Raw genomic sequence first — 26,204 nt, forward strand, 5'->3', positions numbered from 1 at the left:
CGCAAGGAGAGACCCGATGGACGTGACCGCAGACACCCTCCACGGCGCCGCCGAGCGCGCCAAGTTCCGCGAAATGAAGGAAGGGACCCAGGAAGACTGGGCCCTCATCGGCGGCGAATACATGGCGTTTGCGCAAGGGCTGCCCGATCGCGTGCTCGCCCACCTGAAGCTGCTGGAAGGCGATTTCGGCGGCTTTCCGATCTGCCGGCTCGAACACTCGCTGCAGACCGCCACCCGCGCGCACCGCGACGGGCGCGATGAGGCATACGTGGTGATGGCGCTGCTGCACGACATCGGCGACACGCTAGGCACCTTCAATCATCCCGAAGTCGCCGCCTCGATCATCAAGCCGTTCGTGTCCGAAGAAGTGCACTGGATCTGCCAGAACCACGGGCATTTCCAGGGCTACTACTACTTCCACTACCTCGGCATGGACCAGCATTCGCGCGAGCAGTTCCGCGACAATCCGTTCTTCGACGCCTGCGCGGAATTCTGCGAGAAATACGATCAGGCGGCGTTCGATCCGGCCTACGAGTGCGAGCGCCTGGAATTCTTCGAGCCGATGGTGCGCCGGGTGATGGCGCGGCCGATCAACTCGCTTTACGCCAAGGTGGCCGAAGCCAAGGCAGCTTAGCGCGCGGTCGTATCCCGCCGGAAATGCGTGCGCCAGTCGGCGGGCGCTCCGGCGGCGGCCAGTCCGGCGATCTGGGCCAATTCTCCGGCAACCGACGCGGCGCGCTCGTCCCACCCGTCATGCGTCGGCGCGCGGAAGATCCAGCCGTCGTTGCCCGGGCCCCATTTGCGGAAGAATCGCACCGCGGCCGCGGGTTCGTAGCCCGCGTTTGCCAGCAGCCAGGGCATCAGCCGGTCGGCCTCGCGCTCGGTGACGCGGATGTTCCTGGCGCTGCGGCGGCCCGTCAGCCACGCGCGGTGAGCGAGGAGGTTGTGCGCGAATTCGTGCGCGGTCGCGGCGGCGATCTCGTCTTCGGCGAGGCCAAAGCCCGCGAACTTGCGGCCGAACACCACCCGCTTGCCATCGGCCAGCGCCCGCCCGCCGCCATCGAGCAGTTCGAACCGCGTGGGGCACGCAGGTACGCCGGCGATGGTCGCTTCGCGAATCGCTCCATCAGGTCCGCGCCAGGCGATGCGCACCGCGCCGTCGCGCTTCAGTGCAGCGTCGATCACATCATGCAGGCCGGCAAGGCGCCGCCAATCGTTGGCGGGCGCTGCCGGCAGGTTCGCCATCGGCTGACCGTCCAGCGCGACGATCTCGTGATTCGCGGCAAGGCCGGCCAGCGCGGCCGGAGAGCCCGGCACCGCTGCCTCGACAGCGATATCGCCCGCGATGCCCGCTGCCGCGCGCATCCGCGCGGGCCGGGCATAGTTAGTCATGTCTTGCAGCAACATCCCGATCGCGGGGACGGCATCGCAGAACGCCGCGTTGCCGGTGGCCAGGCGCCAGCCGATCGATTGGAGCCGCAGGTCATCCGCCTGCAAGCTGGCGAGCGCGGCCCGGTCTTCCGCCACCCCGGCCTTGACCGCGCCAGGCATCAGCGCCAGCGCCGCGGCCACTGCCAGCAGGCGAGCCGGGGCGCGCGTCACGCCCCGCCGTCGGCCGCCGCCGCGATCGCCTCGGCCAGCTTGTCGCGCCCGACAGCGCCGGAGAACGCCTGGTCGCCGATCACCCAACTCGGCGTCCCCTCGAACCCAAGCTTGCGCGCCAGTTCGTAGTTGGTCCTGAGTTCAAGCTCCACCGCGGGAGATGCAGCGAATGCGCGGGCAGCCGCCATGTCGAGCCCGGCACCCGTGGCCGCGCGCTCGACCGAAGCCGGGCTGGGCGGGCCTTGCGCGAACATCAGGTCGTGAAAGGCGGCATACTTGCCCTGGTTCGCGGCGGCGAGCGCCATCCGGGCAGCTCCATCGCTGCCTTCGAAGATGGGCCATTCGCGCACCACCACCCGCAGGTTCGGGTTGTCGGCGATCAGCGCCTGCACATCGGCGACCGACTGGCGACAGAATGTGCAGCCATAATCGGTGAATTCGACCAGCGTAACCGAGCCTTGCGGATTGCCCAGCACAGCGCCGGGGAACGGCTTGGCGACATCCGCCGAGACAGACGCCACGCGCTTCCGCCCTTCGTTCTGCTGCAGTCGCTCCGCCATCTTGGGCAGCACTTCGGGATTGGCCAGCAGCCAGCGCTCGGTCGCGCGGTCCTGCAGGCCGCTGACCGAAAACAGCCAGGCGCCCGCGAAGCCGCATATCAGTGCCGCCAGCGCGGTCATGATGGTCCGTTTCATCAGGAGCGGCTACTTGCGCTTCTTGCCGCGTTCAAGCTCGCCCCGCGCCTGCATCGCGATATCCTGCGCGCGCAGCCAGTCAGGGGTGCCGGTCTCAAGGCCGGCTTCGGCCGCCTGCGCGCTGCGTAGCGCTTCGGTATACTGCCCGCTCATCACCTGTTGCTCGGCACTGGCGAGGCGCGCGCGTGGCATGTCGCCGTTCGCGGCATAGATCACCCCCAGCTGATACCACGCGAACGGGTTCAGCCGATCGCGCGCCACCGCCGCCCGCAGCACCTGCTCGGCTTCCGCGTAGTGGCTTTTGTCCTCGGTCGCGATCAGCGCGTGGCCGAACAGTGAAGCGATCAGCGGCTGGTTGCTGGTCAGCGCCGTCGCCTCGCGCAGCGGTTCGATCGCATCCGCCGGGCGCCCGGATTCCAGCAGCACCTGACCTTCCAGTTCCAGGAAATACGGATCGTCCGGATCGATTTTCAGCAGCGCATCGGTCTCGCTAAGCGCCTTGTCCATCAACGCCTGTTTGTGAAACGCATAGGCCCGAGCATAACGCGCCGGAGCGGTGGTGTCGGTTTCGGGATACTGCCGCAGGGTCTGCGCCGGTTCCTGGATATAGCCCGCGAGCTTGGCCTTGACCCGTTCGAATCGCGCCTGAAGCTGCGCGTCGTCGGGCTTGGCCCAGGCGGGATCCGCCTCGTAATCGCGGGTCAGGCGGGCGATCCGATCCCCCGACATCGGGTGCGTCGAGCCATAGCCCGCATCGTCGCTCTGGCTCACGCCATAGCGGAACTCCATGCTCTGAAGCTTCTTGAAGAACGCCAGGCTGCCCCGGCCCGACATGCCCGCCTTGGACAGATACTGCGCGCCGGCGGCGTCGGCGGCGCTTTCCTGCACGCGGCTGAACGCCAGGAATTTGCCCATCGCCGCCTGCTGGCCGGCCATCATCACCCCCATCGCGGCATCCCCCGCGCCGGCGACCGCGGCCGCGACGCCCAGCAGCATCGACAGGATCGAGATCCGGCTGGCCTTGGCATAACCTTGCGACGAGGTGATCACATGCCCGCCGGTGATGTGCCCCAGTTCGTGCGCGATGACGCCCTGAACCTCGGCCGCGGTGTCGGCTTTCTCGATCAGGCCGGAATGGATGTAGACCGCCTGCCCGCCCGCGACGAAGGCGTTGACCGATCGATCGTTGATCATGACGATCTCGACATTGCCGGGTGAGAGACCGGCGGCGGCCACCAGCGGCGCGGCCATGTCGTTCAGCAGGGCTTCGGTCTCCGCATCGCGCAGGACCGACTGGGCGCTCGCCGGCTGAGTCAGCAGCGACAGCGCCGCGACGATCGCGAAAAGGCGGGGCAGGATGCGCATGGCGCGAACGCTAGCGATTTTCGCGCTGAACCGGAACTGAAGCCCCGCGCGCCTGCGCAGCGAAGGCGAGCAACGGGTCCAGCACCTTGCCGCCCTGCGCGAACGGCTTCGACAGCGCCATGATGATGCCGGCGTGGCCCATGCCCTCGAACTCCACCTCCTGCACCCGACCGCCCGCGGACTTGAGGGCGCTCGCGAGGCGCCGGGAGTTGCGCACGCGCACGACGGTGTCGTCGGTACCGTGCAGCAACAGGATCGGGGGCGCATCGGCGCGGGCGAAGTTGATGGGCTGGGTCGTGCGCGGATCGGTCACGCCGGCCATCGCGTTGCGGGCCGAATCGCTGGTGAAAGGATAGAAATCGGCCGGTCCCGCCAGGCTCACCGTCCCGGCGATGGCGCGTTCGGGCACCCCCGCCTCCGCCAGCCACTGCGGGTCCAGCGTCAGCATCAGCACGTTGTAGGCCCCCGCCGAATGGCCCGCGAGCACCAGCTTGTCGGCGCTGACCTGCGCCGCCGCGGCGTGATCGCGCGCCCACCGCACCCCGGCGGCGCTGTCCTTCAGCATCGCGGGAAAGCGGCCTTCGGGCACCAGTCGGTAACCCACCAGCGCGGTGGCATAGCCGCGCTCGGCCAGCGTGCGGGCGACAAAGCGGTATTCGGGCGTATCGCCCGAGTGCCACCCGCCGCCATAGATGAACACCACGAGCGGCCACCCGCCGGCCGGCGCCTTGCCCGCCGGGGTCCACAGTTCCGCGTTCTGCTGGTCGGCCGGGCCATAACGGCCCTGCGCCGCCAGCCGCGCCGGCACGTCGCGGGCAAAACGCGCGTCGATCCATTCGAGCGTTCCGGCCGAACCTTGCGCGACCGCCCAACGCCACAGGCCAAAAGCGCCCAGGCCCAGCACCGCGAGCACGATCAGCGTCACCATGAGCCAGCGCCTTCCCCTGCTGCGCGTCACTTCGCAGTTCCCTTGTCCTGGATGGTGTGGACGATCTGCGCGGTCTCGCCGCCGGTGGAAATCCCGTTCGCGCGCAGGAATGCGTCGCCCGTGGCGTAATCGTCACCCAGCCACAGCGGCACTCCGGCAGCCTCGATCGTCGAGCGGCCGGCGATCTCCTGCGGCGACAGCGGACCGGCCCCGGTCCGGATGAACACCGCGGCGATCCGGCCGGGGTGGCCCAGCACCGTGTCTGCGTATGCGGGCAAGTCGCCTTGCGTATCGTCGCCGATCAGTGCGAAGCGCATGTGGGGATAGAACCCCAGCAGGGCATCCAGCGCGGCGCGCTTGTGGGCTCCGTGGCTTTCCGACCCCAGGGTCGCACGGTTGAGCCCCCAGTCGCGCAGCAGCAGCGGCCCGAGCGGCAGATTGCGGCTCTGCTGGAACGCGACGAGATAAGAGAACAGGTTCCACGGGCTGGAGGACACATAGAAGAACGGCCGGTGCGTCGCCGCATACCGCGCCCCGACCACCTCCGGCTTCGCCAACACCGCGCCGCCGCCGAGCGCGCCGAAGAATACATCGGCGCTTGGCACCGCGATCCGCTCGTCCGGCAGTTCGGCCAGGACGCGGCGCCAGTTGCGCAGCATCGCGCGCGGCCCGCCGGTGATCCCGGTCTCCACGATCGTGTCGTCGATGTCGGAGATTACGGCGAGCTGCGTGGTGCTTCCCGGGGCCAGCACGAAACCTTCGGCGCACTGGGGCCCCGCCGCGGTCAGCCAGTGAAAGCAGACGACTTCCCACGCGGGGTCACGCGCCAGCGGCCAGGCGGGGTCGAGCGGCACATCGAACCGGACGTAGCCTTCCTGGTCGGTGACGCCCTCACGCTCAATCGTGGCGCCATCGGGCCGCTTGAGTTCCAGTCGGACCGCAAGGCCCGGCACCTCGCGCGAGGCGAACTGCGCGAGCATTGTGCGCATCGCCTGGAGCCGGCCGCGGGGCGCGAACACGTCCCCGCGCGGCGTTCCCGCCCGCAAGGCGCGAGCGGCGATCGTCAGGCGTGTTTCGCTGCGATAGCCGAAGTACGGCTGCAAACGGATGGAAGCACGGTCGAACAACGGCATCGCTGCCTGCGCTAGCGGCACCAGGGCGCAAAGGACAGCCCCGGACCTAGTGAGCGTTCAGTTCAGGCGACGAGCTTCTTGCCGACCTTTTCCACCAACGGCAGGTCGGCGACTTCGCCCAGCACCACCACGTTGCCGTCGACCCGGCGGATCATCACCAGTGCGAATTCCTCGCCTTCGGCCGCAATATCCTCGAACCCCAGCGGGGCGATCGCCCGCAGCTTGCGCGCCAGCGCCTCACGCGGGGTTTCACGGACCGCCACGTCGCCGTTGTCGGCGCGGCGATAGTCGCGTTCGGCCTGCACCACGCCCTTGAGCCCGCCCTCGGCCTCGCCCAGCAAGCGGGCGAGGGTGCCACGCTCCACGCCCATGCGGTGCGCATGGCTGAGGACGGCGGCATATTCGGTCAGGCGCGTCTTGTCGTAATCGGCGCCGAACACCAGCTTGACCACCGGCGTCATCGGCGCGCGTTCCTGGACCGTCAGGCCACTGTCGGCGACCAGTTCGGCAAATGCATCGGGTTCGCTCGCGGCGGCGAGGCTGAAATCATAGGCGCGGCCGACCGCGGCATACAGCGCGCTGCGGCTGCGATCCTCGCAACTGCGGGCCGCCAACGCCAGTTCGCGTGCTTCGGCGAGGCAATCGAACAGGCCTTCTTCGCCGGCGGGTTCCGCCGGGACGAGCGCCGTCGACTGCACGGGTGCGGGCACCAGCGACACCGGGTGCGCCAGTTCGGCGACCGGCTCTTCGACTGGCTCGGGGGCTGGCTCCAGGGCCGGCTCGGGAAGCAGTTCGACAGGGGTCGGGTTCTGCCACGCAGCCAGCGCGGCATCCTGGTCGGCATAGTCGTATTCGTCGGCCTCGTCCTCGTCATCGGCGCCGAATTCATCGGCTTCGCCAAGATCGAGCGGCTCCCGGCCCAGCTTGGACCCGCCGAGGGACAGCAACGACGCAAAGCGGGTCAGCCCGGCCGGCTCGTCATCGACGGCCTCGATCGCTTCGTAGAGGTCGGCCGAATCATCGTCGCCTTCGTCCTCGTCATCGTAATCGTTCGCGCCGAACGCGGGCAGCGGGAAGGGGTCGGCGGACGCCGGTGCACGGCGCGAAGGATGCGGCGCCGGTGCGCTCTCGAATGTGCCGGGTCCATCGGCCCAGTCGGTCACCGGGTCGGGACTGCGGCGGTCGGGCGCCGGCTCGTCGCTGGTCTCCAGCGCCTGGTCGATTTCGAGCAGCAGCTCGTCACTGGTCAGTTGGTCAGCCATTTCTTTCCAGTTGATCACGCCAAAGATGAAATCGATCATGTCGTCGTCGCTTGAATACGGCAGCAGGATCCCGCGGTAGAGGATGGTGCTGCCGCGCTGGTTGACGAATTCCGCCTCGAACCCGATCGGCGCCTGGTTGGCGAGGATCTGCATGTAGTGGTCAGTAATCCGGCTCAGCAGCGAGCGGGCGGGCACGTCGGCCAGTTGCGTGATCCCGGCAGGGGTATCACATTCGGCCGCCAGCGCGGTGCCCAGATAGCGTACCGCAGGATTCTCGATCCCGTTGGTGAAATCGAGCAGCACCGAATAGGGGCCGAAGTCGGGCAGATCGGCCGGCTCCAGATCCTCGATCGACGGCAGGTTCTTGTCCGACAGCAGGCTGGCCCAGTGATTGTAGGCGCGCACCTGCATCCGGCGCTCGTCCTGCCCGACGGGGCTGGGCGGTGGTTCGCTGCTGAAATCGTCATCGGCCGGCGCCAGGTCGAGCGCTTCGTCGTAATCGGCCAGACCGAAATGTCCGCGCAAGGTGTCCATCTGCTCGCCGCTGCCCCTCTGAATAGCGATGGGGAGCGTTGTGGCGCGGCGTGGTAAACATACCGTTAAGTTGCGCCGCGACTTTCGTCAGCGGCGGCGGCAGTCACATCAGATAGCGCATCCGGATCGTTTCGCTGACATCGCGCGAACCGACCGGAAAGGCCGCCTGGCCGAACTTCGGCGGACCCATCTTCACTGGGGCGTCGCGCGAGAAGCCGAACCCTTCGCGCGGGATCAGGCCCAGCGTGCGATCGGCTTTGCCGTTGCCGTTCTCATCGTGCAGCACCGAAATCGCGTATTTGCCTTGCGGCAACTGGCCGAAGCTGACCATCGCGTGGTTCGCCGGCAGCTTGGCGGTGCGCGCGGTGGTGCTGCCCTTGCAGTTAGGGAACCGGTCTTCTTCGCGCGTGAGACATACCAGCACCTGCCCCTTGGCGGAGCGCAGGCCGGTCACCGTCAGGCTGACGCTGCCGCCCGGACTTGCCGCACCCCCCAGCATGCTGGCCGAGATCGCCAGGATCAGGGCGTGGCGAGGCCGCGGTCGGTGCCGCACAGCTTGTCCCAGAACCGGAAGTAGAGGCCATAGTTGCATGTGTAGCGATCGTGATGCCGTTGATGGTGGCTCGCCGTTATCAGCCAATTACCTGCGGGGGAATGAACCAACCAGCGGGGAAACATCTCCCACCCCATATGATTCGTCACTCCCATCACCGTCATGACGGTGAGGACGAGCCCCAGCATCGCCACGTGAATCGGGATCAGGAACACTAACGCCGGGATCACGATCGCGCCGGTCAGCGCCTCGATCGGGTGAAAGCTCATCGCCGCCCAGGCGGTCGGCGGGCGGCTGGCGTGATGAACCGCGTGCGCGATGCGAAAGGCGCGCGGCCGGTGCATCCAGCGGTGAGTCCAGTAAAACCACGTGTCGTGCAGCACGAGGTAGAGCAGCGGAGCCAGCGGCAGATACCACAGCGGCCAATCGGTCCAGCCGGTGTAAATCCGGGTCCAGCCGCGCTCCTGCCAGCCCCACGCGACGATCCCGGCGGGGATGCCATAGATCGCCGCGGATGCCAGCGACCACAGCACTTCGCGCCTGATCTGCGCGTCGAGACCGTCGTAATGGCCGGGTCGCACGCGCCGCGTGGCCAACGCGAACAGCCCGCTGGACGCGAAGTAGCGCGCCGCGACGATCGCGGTCATCGCCAGCGCGGACAGGATGATGGCGAGCAGCACGGTGGTGCTTATGCGCGCTTATCGGTGCGCGCTACAACCCCTGGCCCCATGGCGCGCAATGCGGATCGCCCGCCACGATCTGGCGCCGCAACGACGCGCGGGCGAGACGCTCCACCTCCACCTTGCGCCGGGCGGGCGCCAGGGGGTGGCTGGGGGCGGGGCGGATGATCTCCGCGTCGTAGCCGTCGGCGACGATCACCCCGCAGCAATCCGGCCTGAAATCCAGCGCATCAAGCAGCGCGCTGTCGATCGCCGGCGGGATGCCCCAGTAGAACCGGTCGCAGAAATCGAGATAGTCGGGCCACTTGCCGTCGCCCATCAGGTCGGCGCGGCTGACCTTGATCTCGACAATCACGATCCGGCCCTTCGGATCGACGCCCATCAGATCCGCCCGCCGCCCGTTGCGCAGCGGCATTTCGGACAGGCACCAGATGTCGTTGCGCGCAAACAACCGGCAGATCCCGCGGGCCACCGATTGGGCACACGGGTTTTCAGCGGCGAGCGACAGCGCAGGTAAATCGGGCATCCATGCGGATTGGAACGAAACGCGAACCTGGTCAAGCTCTAGCGCGACCTTGGCCTCTCACGCTTTGCGCAGCGGCCCCATGTGACCCTGCTCGGGTACCAGTTCCAAAAGGGCGCCGCGCGCCTGATGGTATTCGCGCCACAGGCTGAGCGCGGCGGGCGTGGGATCCTGCCCCCGCGCCGCAACCGCGAGCAGCGCCTTGACTCCGGGCGTCATCATCGCGGCGATGTCGGCCACGCCGGTGGCGGCAAGTTCCAGCCGCCAGCCGCCGGCGTCCTTGATCAGCGCCGGGAAGTTGCGGACCTGAGCGCTGGGTTTTTCCGCCGCCAGTCCGGCCATCGACGCCACCGCGGCGGCCGCATCCTGCAACGCGGCCCACTGGATGCTCATCGCGCTCGGTCCGCGCGCGGCGGAGCCGTCGTGGCGAATCGCTGTCGCGAAGTCGGTGGGGATGGCGTTCATCGTGACGCGGTCGTTAACCTGGCTTCGCTTGCCAAATCGCTAATGCGCGGCGTGCAAAGACGGTGCAAAGTCTCTGGCCACCCCGAACCCGCTTTGCTAAGCGCGCGCCTTCCGGGCTTGTCCGGTCAGCACCCGTAGCTCAGCTGGATAGAGCGCTGCCCTCCGAAGGCAGAGGTCACAGGTTCGAATCCTGTCGGGTGCACCAACTTTCGCAATTCTCGCCGATCAAGGTTCAGGCCGCTCGTGCTTGCGCGTTGCGCGGTGCAAGCCCCCGCCGTGTCAGGCGGGCTCAAACCAGCCGGAGCATTGCTTTCCAACCGTCAATGTTCGCGCCCGGCTCGCCACAGCGTCTGCGTCAACGGTTCGGTGAGGTAGGACAGGGCACTGCGCTTGCGTAGAGGAATGAGCACCTCGGCCGGCAGGCCGGGCTTCAGTCCTCCGCGCGCGCGGAACTCGCTGATCACCGCCAGCTGTTCGCGCGGCACCTCCATCCGGAAAAACCGGGCGCCGCTGCGTTCGTCCTCGAAACTGTCCGCCGACACGTTCGCCAGCCGCCCTTCGAGGATGGGAATGTTGCGTTCCTGGAGGGCGGGGAAGCGGATCTGGGTGGCCATGCCGACCGCCAGATCGTCGGCGTCGCTTGGCGAAGCCTTGGCCTCGATCAGCAGCCGGCGGTCCTGCGGCACGATCTCCATCAGCGTTTCCCCCGGTGAGATGACGCCCCCGACGGTGAACACCTTGAGCCCCACGACCCGTCCGCCTGCCGGCGCGCGGATCTTGGAGCGTTCGATCTGCTCGCGGGCGGCATGGAGGCGCGGGGTGATCTCGCTCAGGCGGACCTGCACGGCGCGCAGGTCGTCGGCCACCTGTTCCATCATTTCGCGGTCCAGCGACACCGTGCGCAGGCGTGTCTCGCCGATCCCTTCGGACGTTCGCGCGACCTCGGCCTGAAGGGCGCCGAAGCTGCCGTTCAGTTCGGCTGCGGCGCGTTCGGTCGCCCGGATCTGCGACTTGGAGACGAAGCCCCGATCCGCCAGTTCGCGCAGACCCGACAGCTCTTCGTTGATGAGCCGGCTCTGTTCGCGATTGTAATGGATCTGCTCGCGATACCCGCCGATCTGTTCGGATTGCTGGCGGGTGCGCTGACCCAGAAGGTCGCGTTCGTTGGACATCGACGCGCGCCGGGCTTCGAACAGCAGCCGCTGGCCGCGCATGGGTTATTCTTCAATGTCGCCGGGTGTTTCCCGACTCGTGGATAGAGTAGGAACAATGATTGACGGGGGATGTTCTGGTCTATTCTCCTGACGGATTAGTCCCAAGGGCTAACCTTTTGCCTAATTGACTAACCCGTTAGCCTTTCGTTCTATAGCGTTGGTTATAGAAAGCGCGCAGGACGAACGGACAGCCCCCGCGCTTTCGCGCAGGGCAATCCGTCGAAGAAATGTCTAGTGGTGGTAGCGGACTGCGGCCGCGGAGGCGCCGGCATCCTTCGTTCGGCTGAGGTCTTGCAGCTTCGTGACGGCCGATACCCGGTTGACCACGCCGAGCGCGCGGTACGCGGCGTTCAGGTGGACCTTGACCGTCCCTTCGCAAATGCCCAGCTCGCGGCCGATCTGCTTGTTCGACTTCCCTTGCGCCAGGACGTGCAACACGTTCAGCTGTTGCTGCGTCAACGCGGCGGTGGTCTTGCAGGGGGTGACGGCCGGATCGCCGCAAAGCCGCGAGAAATAGGGCCGCCCATCGGCAAGCGCGGCGATCACGTCGCATACCTCGTCGGCGATATGGTCGTGATCGATGCAGGCCAACGCCCCTACGGCGATGCATCTCGAGACGAGGTCACGAGAGACCGCGGGCACGGCCAGGCACGTTCTGGGCGGATGGTGTTCGCGCAGCACTGTGCCAAGGCCCGTCATCCCGCTCATCCCGGGAAGATCAACGTCCACAATCAACAGCGAATCGGTCCGCTGGTGGATGGCATCAACAAGGCTTCGAATGAACCGACGGTCGAAACGGAAACCTTGTCGCAAGAATTTTCTATTATCGTTTTTATTCCGACCCGTGACAGCGCATTTTCATGCGCTACAATCACAGATTGTTCTAACACGACTTTTTCCCCCGCTAACTAGTGCATAAACCTCACGTTTACTTCCGGTTAAGCTTGGATCGTGTCCCGGAACGCGGGCAGAGTCGAATCCTATCAGCCTTGGGGTGACCGGCCTGCGCGCGATGCCTTCGTGACTAATCGTGGAGCGAACAGCGGCGGAGGCCACGCAAGCCTGGGCCAAGATTCAGCTTGGCCCCAAGTGCGCGAGCCCTCCCGCGCTCAGTTCACCTGCCGCTCGCGGCCTTCCCAGTACGGTGCGCGTAATTCGCGGCGCAGGATTTTGCCCGATGGGTTGCGGGGCAGGGCATCGATGAAGTCGACCGTCTTGGGGCACTTGAACCCGGCGATCTTCTCCCGCGCGTAGCCGATCACTCCGTCAGCCTCGAGCTGCACGCCCGGGCGGCGAACGACCACTGCTTTCACCGCCTCGCCCCACTTGTCGTCGGGCACGCCGATCACCGCGACGTCGGCGATATCCGGGTGGCCGTAGATCGCGCTTTCCACCTCGGCGGGATAGACGTTCTCGCCGCCGGTGATGATCATGTCCTTGATGCGGTCCTGGATGAATAGGTAGCCGTCCTCGTCGAGGATGCCCGCATCGCCGGTGCGCAACCAGCCGTCGGGCGAGAGCACCCGCGCGGTTTCTTCCGGCCGATTCCAGTACCCCTTCATCGTGGTCGGGCTCCAGATCGCCACTTCGCCGATCTCGCCCGGTGGCAGGATGTTGCCCTCGGCATCGAGAATGCGGATCTCGCACGCCGGCAGCGCCTTGCCGGCCGAGCGCATCACGCCCTCGCGCCCGGGCCGGTGATCCTCGGGCGGCAGGCTGACGACAGTGCCGTACGTTTCGGTCATGCCGTACATCTGCGCAAAGTCGCAGCCGAGCTTGTCCACCCCGCGCTGCAGCAGGTCGAGCGGGATCGGGCTGGCGCCGTAGGCCATGCCTTCCAGGTTCGAGAAATCGGCACCCTGGGCGTCGGGATGGTCGAGCATCATGGCCAGCGCGGCGGGCACCAGGAAAGCCCACTTGGCCTTGTAGCGCTGGATGTCGTGCAGGATCAGCGCGGGATCGAATTCGGTATGGATGATCAGTTCCTGTCCGCCGTTCACCGCCCCGGTGACGGAGCCGACCCCGGCGATATGGCCGAACGGCATCGCGTGGATCAGCGTGTCGCCGGGCTGCGAGCTGAACCAGCCGATCCCCTGCTCCTGCATGATCGGCCGCAGCACGGTGGCGTTGCGGTGAGTGAGCATCACCCCCTTGGGCATCCCGGTGGTGCCGGAGGTGTAGAGCTGCAGGAACACGTCCCCGCGATCGACCGGCGTCTGCACCGGGGCGGCGGACTGCGCATCGCGCCAGGCATCGAACCGCTCGTCCATCATCACCCGCTCGCCGTCGAACGCCTGATTTTCGAACAACGGCTCGACGAACAACGCGCCGGCCTCAGCATCGCGCAGGATGAATTCGATCTCGGCCGGCGCGAGGCGCCAGATGATCGGCACCAGCACCATGCCGGCGCGCGCCGCGCCCAGCACCAGCTCGCACGCGCGAAACGAATTCTTGCCGAGATAGGCGATGCGCGCGCCGGGCTTGAGGCCCATCGCGGCGAGGCCATTGGCGACCTGCGTGGCGTGGCGATCGTAAGTGCGCCAGTCCACCGTCACGTCGTTGTGGCGCAGGGCGACCCCATCGGGGGTCTCTGCCGCCCACTGCGCCAGCGCATCGCCCAGGGTCCGCGACTTGTCGGGAAAATCCATCAACCTCTCCTCTCGGGCCGCCTTTGGCGGTCAATCCGGAAGACAGGTTGCGTCGGGAAACCCGTTATCGCAAGCGGCTTAGTCGAACCCCCGCTCCAGGAAGCGCAAGGCGCACCCCGCGAGCAGCGCCGAACCGCGCGGCAGGGCCGTCTCGTCGACGTACATGCGCGGGCTGTGGATCGAACAGGCGCTGCGCCAGTCGTCGCCTTCGCGCGCCACTCCCAGGAAGAACATCGCGCCCGGTACCTGCTCCAGGACATAGGAGAAATCCTCCGCGCCCATGATCGGCGCCGGCAGGGTAATCCAGTCCCCCTCCCCGAACAATTCGCCGGTCACGCCGCGGCCCAGCGCAACCGCCCGCTCGTCGCACATGGTGACCGGGAAGCCCGGGGTGACCGTGACGCTGGCGGACAGGCCATATCCGGCGGCAATGCCCCGGGCGGTTTCGGCCACCAGCTCGTGCGCGCGTTCGCGGTTGCGAGGGGTGAGCGTGCGGAGCGTGCCGCGCAAGGTCACCCGGTCGGGGATCACGTTGTGCGCGGTGCCGGCCTCGATCATCGTCACCGTCACCACCACCGCGTCGGCGGCGTTGAAGCGGCGGGTGACCATCGCCTGCAGCGCGGTGACGACCGCGCAGGCGGCGGGGACCGGATCGAGCGTGTCGTGCGGCATCGAGGCGTGCCCGCCACGGCCCTCGACCACGATCTCGATCTGGTCGGCACTCGCCATCAGCGCGCCCGCGCGGCCGGCGAACGCGCCGTGGCGCGCGTTGGGCATGATGTGCAGCGCGAACGCCGCTTGCGGCATGGGGGCGATCAGCCCGTCGTCAAGCATGTGCCGGGCGCCGTGAAACCCTTCCTCGCCCGGCTGGAACATGAACTGGACCTCACCGGCGATTTCCTCGCGACGCGCGCACAGCAGCTCGGCGGCGCCCGCCAGCATCGCGGTATGGGTATCGTGGCCGCACGAATGCATCCGGCCGGGGGTGGTGGAGGCGAATTCCAGCCCGGTGTGTTCGTCCATCGGCAGCGCGTCCATGTCGCCGCGCAACAGGACCCGGCCATGTCCTTCGACACCCGGTTTGCCGCCCTTGAGCGTCGCCACCGCGCCCGTCGTGCTGCCGCCTTCGCGCCACTCGAGCGGCAGGTGAGCCAGCGCCGCGCGCACTTTGGCCAGTGTCTTGGGGGTGTTGAGGCCCAGTTCGGGTTCGGCGTGGATGGCGCGGCGCAGGGACACGATCCGGTCGGAGATCGCGCGCGCCGAATCGAGCAGGTCAGGGTGCAGCATGGCGGCAGGCTACTCCGCTTCGGCCCCGCGCACGCAAGAAAAGTGTATCAGCGCTGCGCCTGCCCGGTCTAAAGACGCGCCGCTCATGCCGCTTTCCCCGTCCGCACCACCTGCGTCGCCGAAGGTCGGGGTCATCTTCAATCCCCGCAGCCATCGCAACCGCACCAGCCGCGCCGCGGCCGAGGCGCTGCCGGGCGTGGTCGTCGCCTCGCCCGCGATGCGGGGCGAACTGCGCGGCGTGCTGGCCGACTTCGCCGAGCGCGGGGTGGACTGCATCGTCATCAGCGGCGGCGACGGGACGGTGCGCGACGTGCTGACCGCCGGGATGCCGCTGTTCGGCGCCGACTGGCCGCTGCTCGCGGTGCTGCCGACCGGCAAGACCAACGCGCTCAACGTCGATCTCGGCGCGCCGAAGAACTGGACGCTGGAAGGGGTGATCGCCGCGATCGCCGACGGGCGCCAGGTGGTGCGGCGCCCGCTGGTGGTCCGCGACCTTGGCGATGGAGGTGAACTGGTCGGCTTCGTGTTCGGCGCGGGACTGTTCACCGTCGCTATCAACGCCGGGCAGGATGCCCACCGGCTGGGCGCGTTCGACAGCCTGGCGATCGGCGCGACCGCGGGCTGGGGTCTGTTGCAGACACTGTTCGGGTCCGACCGCAACGTGTGGCGCCGGGGGGCGCCGATGCGCGTGCGTCTGGGGCAGGACGGGCGCGAGTTGCCGCATGCCGCCAAGGGCGATCCGCAGCGGCGCGCGCTGCTGCTGGCGTCCACCATCGAGGGGTTCTCGTTCGGCATGAAGCCGTTTGGCGCGCGCACCGGCCTGAAACTTGGCGTGATCGACCACCCGCGCCGGCGGCTGATGGCGCTGATCCCGATGATTGCTGCCGGATGGGACCGGCCGCTGCTCGCCAGGCTGGGGCTGCACCGCTGCGAGACCGACCGCATCCTGCTCGACCTCGGTGGCCGGTTCATCCTTGATGGAGAGGCATTTCCCGAAGGATCGTACGAACTCACGCCGGGACCGCCGCTGCGCTTCGTGGTGCCGTGACCCCGGCGCTGGAACAACGGGTCGTGGCGGCGCTGGACGCGCCGATCGCGCCTGAAGTGCGGGCGATCGCGGCGGCGCTCGGCCACGAGGCGGGTGCGCGGGCGGTGCTGTTCTACGGCTCTAACCTGCGCACCGGATCGCTCGACGGAGTGCTCGATTTCTATGTCCTGCTGCCTGGCCGGCAGGTCGAGAAGATCTGGCCGCGGGTGTCGTACCGGGAGTCGCCGGCGGATGGGGTGACCTTGCGAGCCAAGATCGCGACTCTGTCCTTGGAAACCTTCGCCCGCGCCGCCGGGGGGCAATCGCGCGATACCACGATCTGGGCGCGCTTCGTCCAGCCGGCGGGACTTGCGTGGGCGGCGGACGAGGCGGCGCGGGCCGAGGTGGTCGCGGCGGTGGCGGGTGCGGCGGTGACCGCGGCGCGGCTCGCGGCGGCCCTCGGGCCTGTGCAGGGAACCGCCGAGGCGTACTGGCGGGCGCTGTTTCGCGCGACCTACCGGGCCGAATTCCGGGTCGAGAAGCCGGGACGCGAAAACGACATCCTGTCAGTGAACGCCGGCCACTTCGCCGGTCTGCTGCCGATCGCGTGGGAAGCGGCGGGGATCGCATTCGACCGGGATGGATCGGATCTGCGCCCGCGGCTGGGCGTCCGGGAGCGCGCCCGCATCGAACGATGGTGGCGCACTCGTGCCCGGCTCGGCAAACCGTTCAACCTCCTGCGGCTGGTCAAGGCGAGCACCACCTTCGACGGCGCGGCCCGCTATGCCGCTTGGAAGATCGAGCGGCACACCGGCGTGCCGATCGCGATCACCCCGTGGCGCGAAAAGCATCCGGTGCTCGCCGCCCCCGCCGTGCTGTGGCGCGTGTGGCGCAGCCGGCGCTGAGTTACATGTAGCGCATGCCGATGCGGATCGATTTCACTCCGCTGCCGACCGCGAACGCCGTCTTGGTGTGGCTCGGCTTGCCCAGGTTGAAGATGTTGATCGACGGATTGTTCGACATGCCGCCGCCATCGCTCGACAGATCGGTGTCACCATTGCCGTTGAGATCGTGGCGGACGGCGATGCCATAGCTGCCCGCCGCCGGAACGGGGACGCAAAAGGTCATCGTGCCGGCCCGGGCGGACGCTTCGATGCGGTTGATCCAGCGGCCTTTCTTCAGCCAGTCCGCCGCCGTCGCGCGGTAGCTTTGCACGCGGATCTTCCCCCGCGACTCCTTGATCCCGTCAACCGTCACCAGCACGGCGGGCCCATCCCCGCTGCGGCACTGGTTCAGGTTGTTGCCGATCGTCTGCCGGTACTGCGCCTGCGCCGGCACCGCGAGGCTCATCGCCAGCGCGCCGAGCGCGACCGTGCTGATGGAAAGGCGGGAGGTCGTCGAAGTCATGTGCATATCCATATGGCGGGCGGGTCGACACGGCTCAAGCCGGCGGTGCGCATGGTGGCAGCCCGGGATCGCCGCGGCCACTACCGGGGGCGGGCTGAATTTGCCCTTAATCGGGACAGTCGCCGCATTCGGGCCGGGGCCATGTGGAAAAGGCAGGTTGAATCGCTTGTGCGGCTCCGGAACCGATGGTTAAGCACTTGAAAGGTATCTCAAGGAGCCCAAAGGCGACCGCCATGGCCCGCCCGCTGATCAGCCCGTCGATCCTGTCTGCCGATTTCGCCCGGCTCGGTGAAGAAGTGCGCGCCATCGACGAGGCCGGCGCCGACTGGATTCACGTCGACGTGATGGACGGGCATTTCGTGCCGAACCTCACCATCGGCCCGGCGGTGGTCAAGGCGCTGCGTCCCCACTCTGACCTGCCGTTCGACGTGCACCTGATGGTCAGTCCGGTGGACCTCTGGCTGCAGCCGTTCGCTGACGCTGGCGCCGATATCATCACCGTGCATCCGGAGGCGGGGCCTCACGTCCACCGCACCGTGCAGGCGATCAAGGCGCTGGGGAAGAAGGCTGGCATCAGCCTCAACCCCGCAACTCCGGCCAAGATGCTCGACTATCTGATCGACGAGATCGACCTCGTGCTGGTGATGAGCGTCAACCCCGGCTTCGGCGGGCAGAGCTTCATCGCCAGTCAGCTCAAGAAGATCGAGGCGGTGCGCAAGATGATCGACAGATCGGGCCGGGCAATCGACCTCGAAGTCGATGGCGGGGTCGACGCGGTGACCGCGCGGCAGTGCGTCGAAGCCGGTGCGAACGTCCTGGTTGCGGGCTCCGCCAGCTTCAAGGGCGGGCCAGCGAGCTACGCCGCCAACATTGCCGCGCTGAAGGGCGAGTGATGGACGGCGCGGCGGTTACCGGGAAACGCGCCGCCAGACAGGCCGCCAGCCTGAGCGATGCCGGCCTGAGTGGTGGGCCTGCGATCCCCTTGAACCAGCGCGACGAACCGCAAGTCGTCGAGCCGCCAAGCGAAGTCATCGAACCCGGCCGCGCGCTGGCGCTGGCTGATTTCGCTCCGCCCTCGGTGGGGCCGGGGGAGGCGCTGATCCGCCTGGCCTATCGCATGGGCGTTTCCGGTTCGACGCTGGCGCGACCGTTCGGCAAGCCGGCCCGGCCGCGCCTTCTGGCCACCGTGGACAGTCCGATCTCGGGCGACCGTGCAGTGGGCATGGCGCTGAGAGCGGGGCACTTCCTGGTTTACGGGGTCAAGGCGCCGATCACGCAGATCGATTTCACCCCCTCCGCCCGGCTGACCCCGCCGTTCGAGCGAACGGTGCACGGCTTCATGTGGCTGCGTGACTTGTGCGCTTCGGCTCCGCGCGAGCAGTGCACCGCGACTGCCGAGCGGGTGCTGACGGCATGGCTCGGGGCCACTCCGAAGACGGGCGGGAAGGGCGCCGCCTGGACCGTCGAGAACGCCGGACGGCGCTTGCTCGGCTGGCTGGTCCACGCGCCGCTGATCCTGTCGGGTGACAACGCCCGGCTGCGCAGCCGGACCCTGGCCGCGATGGAGGACACCGCCCGCTGGCTGGACCGTCACGCCGGCAAGGCGCCCGACGGGTTGGCCCAGGTCGCCGGATGGAGCGCAATCGTCGCGGCCGGACTGCTGCTGCCCGACGGCAAGCCGCGGCGGCTGTTTGGCGAAGCGGGCCTGGTGCGTGCGCTGGGTGAACTGGTGGGCGACGATGGCGGGGTACTGTCGCGCAGCCCGCTCGCCCAGGCCGAAGCGATCGCACTCCTGATCGAACTGCGCGCGTGCTACCGCGCCGTGCGGCGCGAGCCTCCCTCTGCGATCGAAGCGATGCTGGCGATGCTGGTGCCACCGCTGCTGGGCCTGACTCACGGCGATGGCGGGCTGGGTTCATGGCAAGGGGCCGGCGCGGTAACGGCCGAGCGGATCGCTGCGCTGATCTCGGCCAGCGGGGTGCGCACGCGCCCGCTGAAGGATGCACGGCAGTGGGGTTATCAACGCGCCACCGGCGGCAAGGCGGTGCTGCAGTTCGATGCCGCCCCGCCGCCGCTGGCCCGGCACGCGCGCAGCGGTTGCGCCTCCACCCTGGCGTTCGAACTCAGCCACGGGCCGCAGCGGATCGTGGTCAACTGCGGCGGCGCGGCGTTCGCCGGGGGACAGGTGCCCGCCCGCATCGAGCAGGGCCTACGCGGCACCGCGGCCCATTCGACGCTGTCGCTGGGCGACACCAACTCGACCGCCGTGCTCCTCCACGGCAAGCTCGGCGCCGGGGTGGGCGAGGTGGAGATCGATCGCCGCATGCTCGCGCTGGAAAACGGCGGGGCGACCCGGCTGGAGGCAAGCCACGATGGCTATGTCGCGCGGCACGGGATTATCCATCGCCGCATCCTTACCTTGCGCGATGACGGGCGCGAACTGCGCGGGGACGATCTGCTGGTTCCAGCCGGCAAGAAGGGCAAGCGCGGCAAGATCGCGCTCACGATCCGATTTCACATCGGACCGGGGATCGAGCTTGGCCTGGCGGAAAACGGCCGTGGTGCCGGTCTGGCCCTGCCGGATGGAAGTTACTGGCAGTTTCGCTGCGGGGAACTGGGCGAAGGCGTGACCTTGTCGGTCGAAGAAAGTATGTGGGTGGACGGCCAGGGTCGGCCACAGCCGATCGAGCAACTGGTGATACAGGGGCTGGTACCGCGCGGCGGGGCCACAGTCTCGTGGCTGTTCAAGAGAATGGGATAAGCTTTTTTCCGTGACCAACGTATCGATCAAGCGGGCGCTGCTGTCTGTGTCCGACAAGGACGGGCTCGCCGCCCTGGGTTCGACTTTGGGTGACGCGGGGATCGAGCTGGTCTCCACCGGCGGCACCGCCCGGGCGCTGCGCGATGCGGGACTGATGGTGCGCGACGTATCGGACCTGACCGATTTTCCCGAGATGATGGACGGGCGGGTCAAGACGCTGCACCCGATGGTCCACGGAGGGCTGCTGGCGGTGCGCGACAACCCGGAGCACGCCGCCGCGATGGAGGCTCACGAGATTGGCGCGATCGATCTGGTGGTCGTCAATCTCTATCCGTTCGAAGCGACGGTGATGCGCGGCGCCCCGCGCGACGAGATTATCGAGAACATCGACATCGGTGGGCCGTCGATGGTGCGGTCGGCCGCCAAGAACCATCGCTATGTCACGATCATCACCGATCCGGCCGATTACGACGAATTGCTGGCCGAGTTGGGTGCCAACGACGGCGCGACGACGCTTGCCTTTCGCCAGCGCATGGCGGCCAAGGCATTCGCCGCCACCGCCGCGTATGACAGCATGATCAGCCAGTGGTTCGCTTTTGCCGACCAAGGAGAGCGGTTTCCGCCTTCCGTCAGCATGACGCGGGTGCTCGCGGGCTCGCTGCGCTATGGCGAAAACCCGCACCAGCAGGCAGCGCTGTACCTGCCCGCCGGACCGCATACGCGCGGGTTGCCGCAGGCCGAACAGGTGCAGGGCAAGGAGCTGTCGTACAACAACTACAACGACGCCAACGCCGCGCTGGAGCTCGTCGCCGAGTTCCGGGGGCAGGACCCCGTGGTGGTGATCGTCAAGCATGCCAACCCGTGCGGGGTCGCCCAGGCGGGGACGTTGCTGGAGGCATGGCAGGGTGCGCTGGCCTGCGACGACGTGTCCGCGTTCGGCGGGATCGTCGCCACCAATGTGCCCCTTGATGGCCCCACCGCCGAGGCGATCTGCCAGATTTTCACCGAAGTGGTGGTCGCGCCCGGTGCCGATGACGCCGCCCGCGCTGCCTTCGCCCGCAAGAAGAACCTGCGCCTGTTGCTGACCGACGATCTCCCCGATCCGCGGCGCCCGGGTCAGACGCTGGCGGTGATCGCCGGGGGCATCCTGGTGCAGGACCGCGACAACGGTGCGGTCACCGAAGCGGATCTCAAAGTGGTCACCCGGCGCGCGCCGACTCCACAGGAACTGAAGGATTGCCTGTTCGCGTGGACCGTCGCACGCCACGTGAAATCGAACGCGATCGTCTATGCCAAGGACGGCGTCACCGCGGGCATCGGCGCAGGCCAGATGAACCGGCGCGATTCGTCACGCATCGCGGCGATGAAGGCAGCCGAAGCCGCCGGTAAATTCGGCTGGGAACACCCGCGCACCGTCGGCAGCGCGGTCGCATCGGACGCGTTCTTCCCGTTTGCCGATGGTTTGCTGGCGGCAGCGGAAGCCGGCGCCACCGCGGTGATCCAGCCGGGCGGCTCGATCCGCGACGACGAGGTGATCCGCGCCGCGGACGAAGCGGGCCTCGCGATGGTCTTTACCGGGATGCGTCACTTCCGCCACTGACCCGTCCGCCGCGCGGTCGCTCAGCTTACGCGACGTTACTGTGCCCTGCTGATCGGGCTCCGGGTAAGGCTCAGCTTCCTGAACCCCGCGCAACCTTGCCATTAAGCATCTCGCAATTGCGCGCTCGCTAGCCATATCGGCGAGCCAAAGGAAATTTCGCATGCGTCTGTTCAAGTCCGACCTCTATCGCAACCTCGGCATCGGTTTCGTCATCGGTGCCGCCATCGCGGTGTTCCAGATGCCGCAGGGCGACAACGGTCTGATCTCGCAGGCTCAGGCGGCGACGCTGGAGGCCACCGCTCAGTGAGACGCGGCGCGGTCCTGATCGTTGCGGCCGGCCTGGTGCTCTCAGGCTGCCAGAGCGCGGCCCATGCCGGCGAAACCGCCGTGTCCGCGCCGATGGCGCAGCGCGAGGCGGCCGAAAAAGGTCTCAAGACGGCAGTGTTCGCCGGGGGCTGCTTCTGGGGCGTCGAGGCGGTGTTCAGCCATGTGAAGGGCGTGAAGAGCGCGGTCAGCGGCTATGCCGGCGGCACCAAGGGAGTCGCGAACTACGATGCCGTGTCCAGCGGCGTCACCGATCATGCCGAGGCGGTCAGGGTGACCTACGATCCCGCCGTCATTCGCTATGACCAGCTGCTGCGGATTTACTTCTCGGTGATCGCCGATCCGACGCTGAAGAACCGGCAGGGGCCCGACACCGGCAGCCAGTACCGCACAGCGCTCTTCCCGCAGAGCGCCGAGCAGACCAGGGTCGCCAAGGCCTATGTTACACAGCTTTCCGGGGCCAAGCTGTGGAAGGCGCCGATCGTCACGACGATCGAGAGCGGGGCGTTCTACCCGGCCGAGGCATATCATCAGGATTTCGCGCTGAAAAATCCCCGGCACGGCTACATCGTGCGGTGGGATGCGCCCAAAGTCGCTGCGCTGAAAGCGATGTACCCCGGGGTGTGGCAGACCGGCTTCGTGCGGAACTGACCCCGGGCTGGCGCGCCGCGCCGGGGCGCACTACATGGTTGCCATGTCCGCTCATGATCACCGTGAACACTCGGGCGTCAGCCTCGCCCCCGCCGCGCGCGACGCGCTGATCGCCGCCGGCGAGCAGTGGACAGAACTGCGCGCCGAGGTGTTCGATGCGCTTGCCACCCACGCCACGCCAGCCAGCGCATACGATATCGCAGACGAGGTATCCGCCCGGCGCGGCAAGCGGATCGCCCCTAACTCGATCTACCGAATCCTCGACGTGTTTGTGGCCAACAACCTCGCGCTGAGGGTGGAAAGCAGCAACGCGTACCTCGCAAACAACCACCCGGGTTGCCTGCACGACTGCATCTTTCTGGTGTGCGACGAATGCGGCGAAGCCACGCACATCGATGATGACGCGCTGACCGGTTCGGTCCGCGGCCTGGCGGAGCGGGCCAACTTCAAGCCCGAGCGCCCGGTGATCGAGATCCGCGGATTGTGTGCCGACTGCCGTTGACGTCCGTCACGCAATCCTCATGCATCTCTCACCGCGCCTTCATCGACAGCCCCGCCGCGTGAGTGTAGGACGCCTGCCATGACATCGCGCCCCGTGACGCCCCTGCTCGACACTGTCGACACCCCCGCCGACCTCCGCCGGCTCAAGCCGGAAGACTTGCGCCAGCTGGCCGACGAGCTGCGCACCGAGATGATCAGCGCGGTGGGCTCCACCGGGGGGCACCTCGGCTCCGGCCTCGGCGTGGTCGAACTGACGGTGGCGGTTCACTATGTATTCGATACGCCCACCGACAAGCTGGTGTGGGACGTCGGTCACCAGGCGTACCCGCACAAGATCCTGACTGGCCGGCGCGACCGCATTCGCACGCTGCGCCAGGGCGGCGGCCTTAGCGGCTTCACCAAGCGCAGCGAGAGCGAATACGACCCCTTCGGCGCTGCCCATTCGAGCACTTCGATCTCGGCTGCGCTCGGGTTTGCCATCGCCAGCAAGCTGAAAGGCGAACCCGGCCGCGGCATCGCGGTGATCGGCGACGGCGCGATGAGCGCCGGCATGGCGTACGAGGCGATGAACAACGCCGAGGCCGCGGGCAACCGGCTGGTGGTGATCCTCAACGACAACGATATGTCGATCGCGCCGCCGGTGGGCGGGCTGTCGGCCTATCTTGCGCGAATGGTGTCCTCCAGCGAGTACCTCGGCCTGCGCAGCCTCGCCAAGCGGCTGTCCGCCAAGCTCAGCCGGCGGCTGAACCACGGCTTGGAAAAGGCTGAGGAGTTCACCCGCGGAATGGTGACCGGAGGCACCCTGTTCGAGGAATTGGGGTTCTATTACGTGGGGCCGATCGACGGGCACAATCTGGAGCACCTCATCCCGGTGCTCGAAAACGTGCGCGACAGCGAGCAGGGGCCGATCCTGGTCCATGTCGTCACCAAGAAGGGCAAAGGGTATGCTCCGGCGGAGAACTCCGCCGACAAGTACCATGGCGTCCAGAAGTTCGATGTCATCACCGGCGAACAGAAGAAAAGCGCCGGCGGTCCGCCCGCCTATCAGAACGTGTTCGGCGACACGCTGGCGAAGCTGGCCCACGACGACGACCGGATCGTCGCCATCACCGCGGCCATGCCGAGCGGCACCGGAATCGATCGTTTCGCCAAGGCGCACCCCGACCGCAGCTTCGATGTCGGCATTGCCGAACAGCATGGGGTGACGTTTGCCGCCGGGCTCGCGGCGCAGGGCATGCGTCCGTTCTGCGCGATCTACTCGACCTTTCTCCAGCGCGCGTTCGACCAGGTGGTGCACGACGTGGCCATCCAGAACCTGCCGGTGCGGTTCGCGATCGACCGGGCGGGCCTGGTCGGCGCCGATGGGGCGACGCACGCCGGATCGTTTGACGTCACCTATCTCGCGACATTGCCCAACATGGTGGTGATGGCCGCCGCCGACGAGGCCGAGCTGGTCCACATGACCTACACCGCCGCGCAGTACGACGCGGGCCCGATCGCCTTCCGCTATCCGCGCGGTAACGGCACCGGGGTAGCCCTGCCCGATACGCCGCAGTTGCTGGAGATCGGCAAGGGACGGGTGGTCCGCGAAGGAACTAAGGTCGCGCTGCTGTCGCTCGGCACCCGTCTGGCGGAGGCACTGAAGGCGGCCGACGCACTTGAAGCCAAGGGGCTGTCGACCACGGTCGCGGACCTGCGCTTCGCCAAGCCGCTCGACACCGGGTTGATCGATCGGCTGATGCGGACTCACGAAGTGGTGGTGACCGTGGAGGAAGCGGCGATCGGCGGTCTGGGCGCGCACGTGCTCACCCATGCGAGCGACGCCGGGCTGCTCGACTCCGATGGTGTAAGCGGGGGCCTCAAGATCCGCACCATGCGCCTGCCCGACGTATTCCAGGACCACGACGATCCGGTGAAACAGTACGACGCGGCGGGCCTCAACGCGCCGCATATCGTGGAGACGGTGCTGAAAGCGCTACGCCACAACAGCGCGGGGGTGGAAGAGGCGCGGGCCTAGTCCAGTTCAGCGGCCATCGCGGCGGCGATCAGGGTGTCCAGGTCGCTTTCCGGCACCGGTTTCCCAGGCTTGAAGTTAAGGCAGGACTTGCCGTGCATGTGCGGGCGCAGCGCTTGCGGCATCGCCTCCACCAGTTCGGGGTGACAGTAGAGCGGCATCAGGTGCAACGCGACGTAGCGCTTGGCAATTTTCACCGAAGCCACGAACGCCGGCTTCCGGTCGGCTGCCGCCGGACGAGTGAGTTGCAGGTGATCGGCGGTATCGACCTCTGCGATGAGGCCGGTCGCATGGCGCCGTAAGATGGCTGAGATCGTGCCGAACGGTTCGCTCACGCCTCGATCCCCGCTCTAGCCAAGCCAGCGCCACGCGCCTGCAGGGATGCCGGCGGTCGGCAGGTGTGCCCATGTTATCGCCAGCCACAGTGCAACCGCGACCAGCCAGAGCATCGCGCTAGCTTCGAAGATGCGGCCCCAGCGCGGCCAGTAGCTCGTCTGCGCTTCCCACGCGGTCCACGCGTCGCCCAGCAGCGCGGCCTTCTTGCGGTCCTGCAGGTGGGCGCCGACCAGTGCCAGGAACAGGATCGTCACGCCCACGATCACCGTCCGCCAGCTCCACCACAGGACGATGTGCGAGAGCGCCCATAGCGCGAAACCCCACATCATCGGATGGCGCGTGACGGCGAACACCCCCGCAGGTGCGCGGATGACTGGTCTTGTCCTGGTGGGGTTGGGGAGGGCCGGGTTGCCGCGCAATGAGCCGAAGAACAGCAGCAGAGCAGGGATCGTCAGCAGCGTCGCCGCGATCCAGCCGATCTCCCCGGAGCCCGGCAGGTCCGCGGGCGGGGCGTCGCGAAAAGCGACGATCATCCAGCCAAGGGCGGCGAACGCGACCAGGGAATACAGCGGCAGGAACCCCCGCTCTCCCAGCCGCGCAACCAGCGGAGGCCGCAGCGGGTGCGACAAGGCGAAGTGTGTGCCGACGAACGCAATGCTTGCGGCAGTCAGTATCAGCAGCGCAGGGTCCACCG

General features: G+C 67.7%; 27 protein-coding genes and 1 tRNA gene. 11 read left to right on the forward strand and 17 right to left on the reverse strand.

Features of this window, described 5'->3' with window-relative positions:
* Positions 1-16: 16 nt before the first annotated feature.
* Positions 17-634 carry an HD domain-containing protein gene (locus C0V74_RS08895; protein WP_143251487.1) on the forward strand — a complete coding sequence of 206 codons (618 nt, stop codon included), beginning with the start codon at positions 17-19 and terminating at the stop codon, positions 632-634.
* Here the strand turns inward: C0V74_RS08895 and C0V74_RS08900 are convergent.
* From C0V74_RS08900 to C0V74_RS08945, 10 genes are all read right to left on the reverse strand, one after another.
* Positions 631-1,602: a PDZ domain-containing protein gene (locus C0V74_RS08900; protein ID WP_143251488.1), complete on the reverse strand. Its 972-nt coding sequence runs from the start codon at positions 1,600-1,602 to the stop codon at positions 631-633. The genes C0V74_RS08895 and C0V74_RS08900 overlap by 4 nt on opposite strands.
* Complete coding sequence (locus C0V74_RS08905; protein WP_143251489.1) at positions 1,599-2,297, reverse strand: DsbA family protein; 699 nt, start codon at positions 2,295-2,297, stop codon at positions 1,599-1,601. Before C0V74_RS08905 ends, C0V74_RS08900 begins: the two co-directional genes overlap by 4 nt.
* Before the next feature lie 9 nt (positions 2,298-2,306).
* Positions 2,307-3,662 (reverse strand): M48 family metalloprotease, encoded by a 1,356-nt coding sequence (locus C0V74_RS08910; protein WP_143251490.1) that lies wholly within the window; start codon positions 3,660-3,662, stop codon positions 2,307-2,309.
* Positions 3,663-3,672: 10 nt separating this feature from the next.
* Positions 3,673-4,590, reverse strand: a complete 918-nt coding sequence (locus C0V74_RS08915) for an alpha/beta hydrolase (RefSeq protein WP_143251491.1) — start codon at positions 4,588-4,590, stop codon at positions 3,673-3,675.
* 26 nt (positions 4,591-4,616) lie between these two features.
* Complete coding sequence (locus C0V74_RS08920) at positions 4,617-5,723, reverse strand: phosphatase domain-containing protein (protein WP_143251492.1); 1,107 nt, start codon at positions 5,721-5,723, stop codon at positions 4,617-4,619.
* 62 nt (positions 5,724-5,785) lie between these two features.
* Positions 5,786-7,519 carry a hypothetical protein gene (locus tag C0V74_RS08925; RefSeq protein ID WP_143251493.1) on the reverse strand — a complete coding sequence of 578 codons (1,734 nt, stop codon included), beginning with the start codon at positions 7,517-7,519 and terminating at the stop codon, positions 5,786-5,788.
* A gap of 103 nt (positions 7,520-7,622) precedes the next feature.
* Positions 7,623-8,018 (reverse strand): DUF2141 domain-containing protein, encoded by a 396-nt coding sequence (locus tag C0V74_RS08930; RefSeq protein ID WP_131620928.1) that lies wholly within the window; start codon positions 8,016-8,018, stop codon positions 7,623-7,625.
* A gap of 20 nt (positions 8,019-8,038) precedes the next feature.
* A complete protein-coding gene (locus tag C0V74_RS08935) occupies positions 8,039-8,752 on the reverse strand; it encodes a sterol desaturase family protein (protein WP_131620930.1) in 714 nt (237 codons plus the stop codon).
* A gap of 31 nt (positions 8,753-8,783) precedes the next feature.
* Positions 8,784-9,278, reverse strand: coding sequence for an MmcB family DNA repair protein (locus C0V74_RS08940; protein ID WP_131620932.1), 495 nt, complete (start codon positions 9,276-9,278; stop codon positions 8,784-8,786).
* A gap of 57 nt (positions 9,279-9,335) precedes the next feature.
* Entirely contained in the window at positions 9,336-9,740 is a 405-nt protein-coding gene (locus tag C0V74_RS08945; RefSeq protein ID WP_246844815.1) for a hypothetical protein, read from the reverse strand.
* 128 nt (positions 9,741-9,868) lie between these two features.
* On the opposite strand from C0V74_RS08945, the gene C0V74_RS08950 reads away from it, so the two are divergent.
* Positions 9,869-9,945, forward strand: a tRNA-Arg gene (locus tag C0V74_RS08950).
* Between the two features lie 115 nt (positions 9,946-10,060).
* Here the strand turns inward: C0V74_RS08950 and C0V74_RS08955 are convergent.
* From C0V74_RS08955 to C0V74_RS08970, 4 genes are all read right to left on the reverse strand, one after another.
* Positions 10,061-10,954, reverse strand: a complete 894-nt coding sequence (locus C0V74_RS08955) for an HlyD family type I secretion periplasmic adaptor subunit (protein WP_143251494.1) — start codon at positions 10,952-10,954, stop codon at positions 10,061-10,063.
* A gap of 231 nt (positions 10,955-11,185) precedes the next feature.
* On the reverse strand, positions 11,186-11,767 hold the full coding sequence (locus C0V74_RS08960; RefSeq protein WP_143251495.1) for a response regulator transcription factor: 582 nt from the start codon (positions 11,765-11,767) through the stop codon (positions 11,186-11,188).
* Positions 11,768-12,063: 296 nt separating this feature from the next.
* A complete protein-coding gene (locus tag C0V74_RS08965) occupies positions 12,064-13,602 on the reverse strand; it encodes a long-chain-fatty-acid--CoA ligase (protein ID WP_143251496.1) in 1,539 nt (512 codons plus the stop codon).
* A gap of 78 nt (positions 13,603-13,680) precedes the next feature.
* Entirely contained in the window at positions 13,681-14,889 is a 1,209-nt protein-coding gene (locus C0V74_RS08970) for a M20 family metallopeptidase (protein WP_143251497.1), read from the reverse strand.
* Between the two features lie 85 nt (positions 14,890-14,974).
* Here C0V74_RS08970 and C0V74_RS08975 point away from each other — a divergent pair, with 85 nt between their 5' ends.
* Together C0V74_RS08975 and C0V74_RS08980 are read left to right on the forward strand one after the other, a co-directional pair.
* Positions 14,975-15,937, forward strand: a complete 963-nt coding sequence (locus C0V74_RS08975) for a diacylglycerol kinase family protein (RefSeq protein WP_168194192.1) — start codon at positions 14,975-14,977, stop codon at positions 15,935-15,937.
* A complete protein-coding gene (locus tag C0V74_RS08980; RefSeq protein WP_143251499.1) occupies positions 15,934-16,821 on the forward strand; it encodes a hypothetical protein in 888 nt (295 codons plus the stop codon). Before C0V74_RS08975 ends, C0V74_RS08980 begins: the two co-directional genes overlap by 4 nt.
* 1 nt (position 16,822) lies before the next feature.
* Here the strand turns inward: C0V74_RS08980 and C0V74_RS08985 are convergent, their stop codons facing one another.
* A complete protein-coding gene (locus tag C0V74_RS08985) occupies positions 16,823-17,323 on the reverse strand; it encodes a DUF2141 domain-containing protein (RefSeq protein ID WP_143251500.1) in 501 nt (166 codons plus the stop codon).
* Between the two features lie 233 nt (positions 17,324-17,556).
* Here C0V74_RS08985 and rpe point away from each other — a divergent pair, with 233 nt between their 5' ends.
* The 7 genes from rpe (at position 17,557) to dxs (ending at position 25,177) form a co-directional block, all read left to right on the forward strand.
* The gene (gene rpe / locus C0V74_RS08990) at positions 17,557-18,216 is read left to right on the forward strand and encodes a ribulose-phosphate 3-epimerase (protein ID WP_131620948.1); all 660 of its coding nucleotides are present in this window, start codon (positions 17,557-17,559) and stop codon (positions 18,214-18,216) included.
* Complete coding sequence (locus C0V74_RS08995) at positions 18,216-20,084, forward strand: heparinase II/III family protein (RefSeq protein ID WP_143251501.1); 1,869 nt, start codon at positions 18,216-18,218, stop codon at positions 20,082-20,084. The genes rpe and C0V74_RS08995 overlap by 1 nt, the downstream gene beginning before the upstream one ends.
* Before the next feature lie 10 nt (positions 20,085-20,094).
* Positions 20,095-21,684 (forward strand): bifunctional phosphoribosylaminoimidazolecarboxamide formyltransferase/IMP cyclohydrolase, encoded by a 1,590-nt coding sequence (gene purH, locus C0V74_RS09000; protein WP_143251502.1) that lies wholly within the window; start codon positions 20,095-20,097, stop codon positions 21,682-21,684.
* Between the two features lie 160 nt (positions 21,685-21,844).
* On the forward strand, positions 21,845-21,991 hold the full coding sequence (locus C0V74_RS12905; protein WP_168194193.1) for a hypothetical protein: 147 nt from the start codon (positions 21,845-21,847) through the stop codon (positions 21,989-21,991).
* Positions 21,988-22,659, forward strand: coding sequence for a peptide-methionine (S)-S-oxide reductase MsrA (gene msrA / locus C0V74_RS09005; protein ID WP_246844816.1), 672 nt, complete (start codon positions 21,988-21,990; stop codon positions 22,657-22,659). Before C0V74_RS12905 ends, msrA begins: the two co-directional genes overlap by 4 nt.
* A gap of 34 nt (positions 22,660-22,693) precedes the next feature.
* Entirely contained in the window at positions 22,694-23,161 is a 468-nt protein-coding gene (locus C0V74_RS09010; protein WP_131620954.1) for a transcriptional repressor, read from the forward strand.
* A gap of 78 nt (positions 23,162-23,239) precedes the next feature.
* The gene (gene dxs / locus C0V74_RS09015; protein WP_143251503.1) at positions 23,240-25,177 is read left to right on the forward strand and encodes a 1-deoxy-D-xylulose-5-phosphate synthase; all 1,938 of its coding nucleotides are present in this window, start codon (positions 23,240-23,242) and stop codon (positions 25,175-25,177) included.
* On the opposite strand, the gene C0V74_RS09020 is transcribed toward dxs, so the two are convergent.
* Together C0V74_RS09020 and C0V74_RS09025 are read right to left on the reverse strand one after the other, a co-directional pair.
* Positions 25,174-25,509, reverse strand: coding sequence for a hypothetical protein (locus tag C0V74_RS09020; RefSeq protein ID WP_131620956.1), 336 nt, complete (start codon positions 25,507-25,509; stop codon positions 25,174-25,176). The two genes, dxs and C0V74_RS09020, sit on opposite strands and share 4 nt — an antisense overlap.
* Before the next feature lie 15 nt (positions 25,510-25,524).
* Positions 25,525-26,202: an NnrU family protein gene (locus C0V74_RS09025; RefSeq protein WP_246844817.1), complete on the reverse strand. Its 678-nt coding sequence runs from the start codon at positions 26,200-26,202 to the stop codon at positions 25,525-25,527.
* Positions 26,203-26,204: the final 2 nt, after the last annotated feature.

The organism is Altererythrobacter sp. TH136, assembly GCF_007065885.1.
Classification (GTDB): domain Bacteria; phylum Pseudomonadota; class Alphaproteobacteria; order Sphingomonadales; family Sphingomonadaceae; genus Tsuneonella.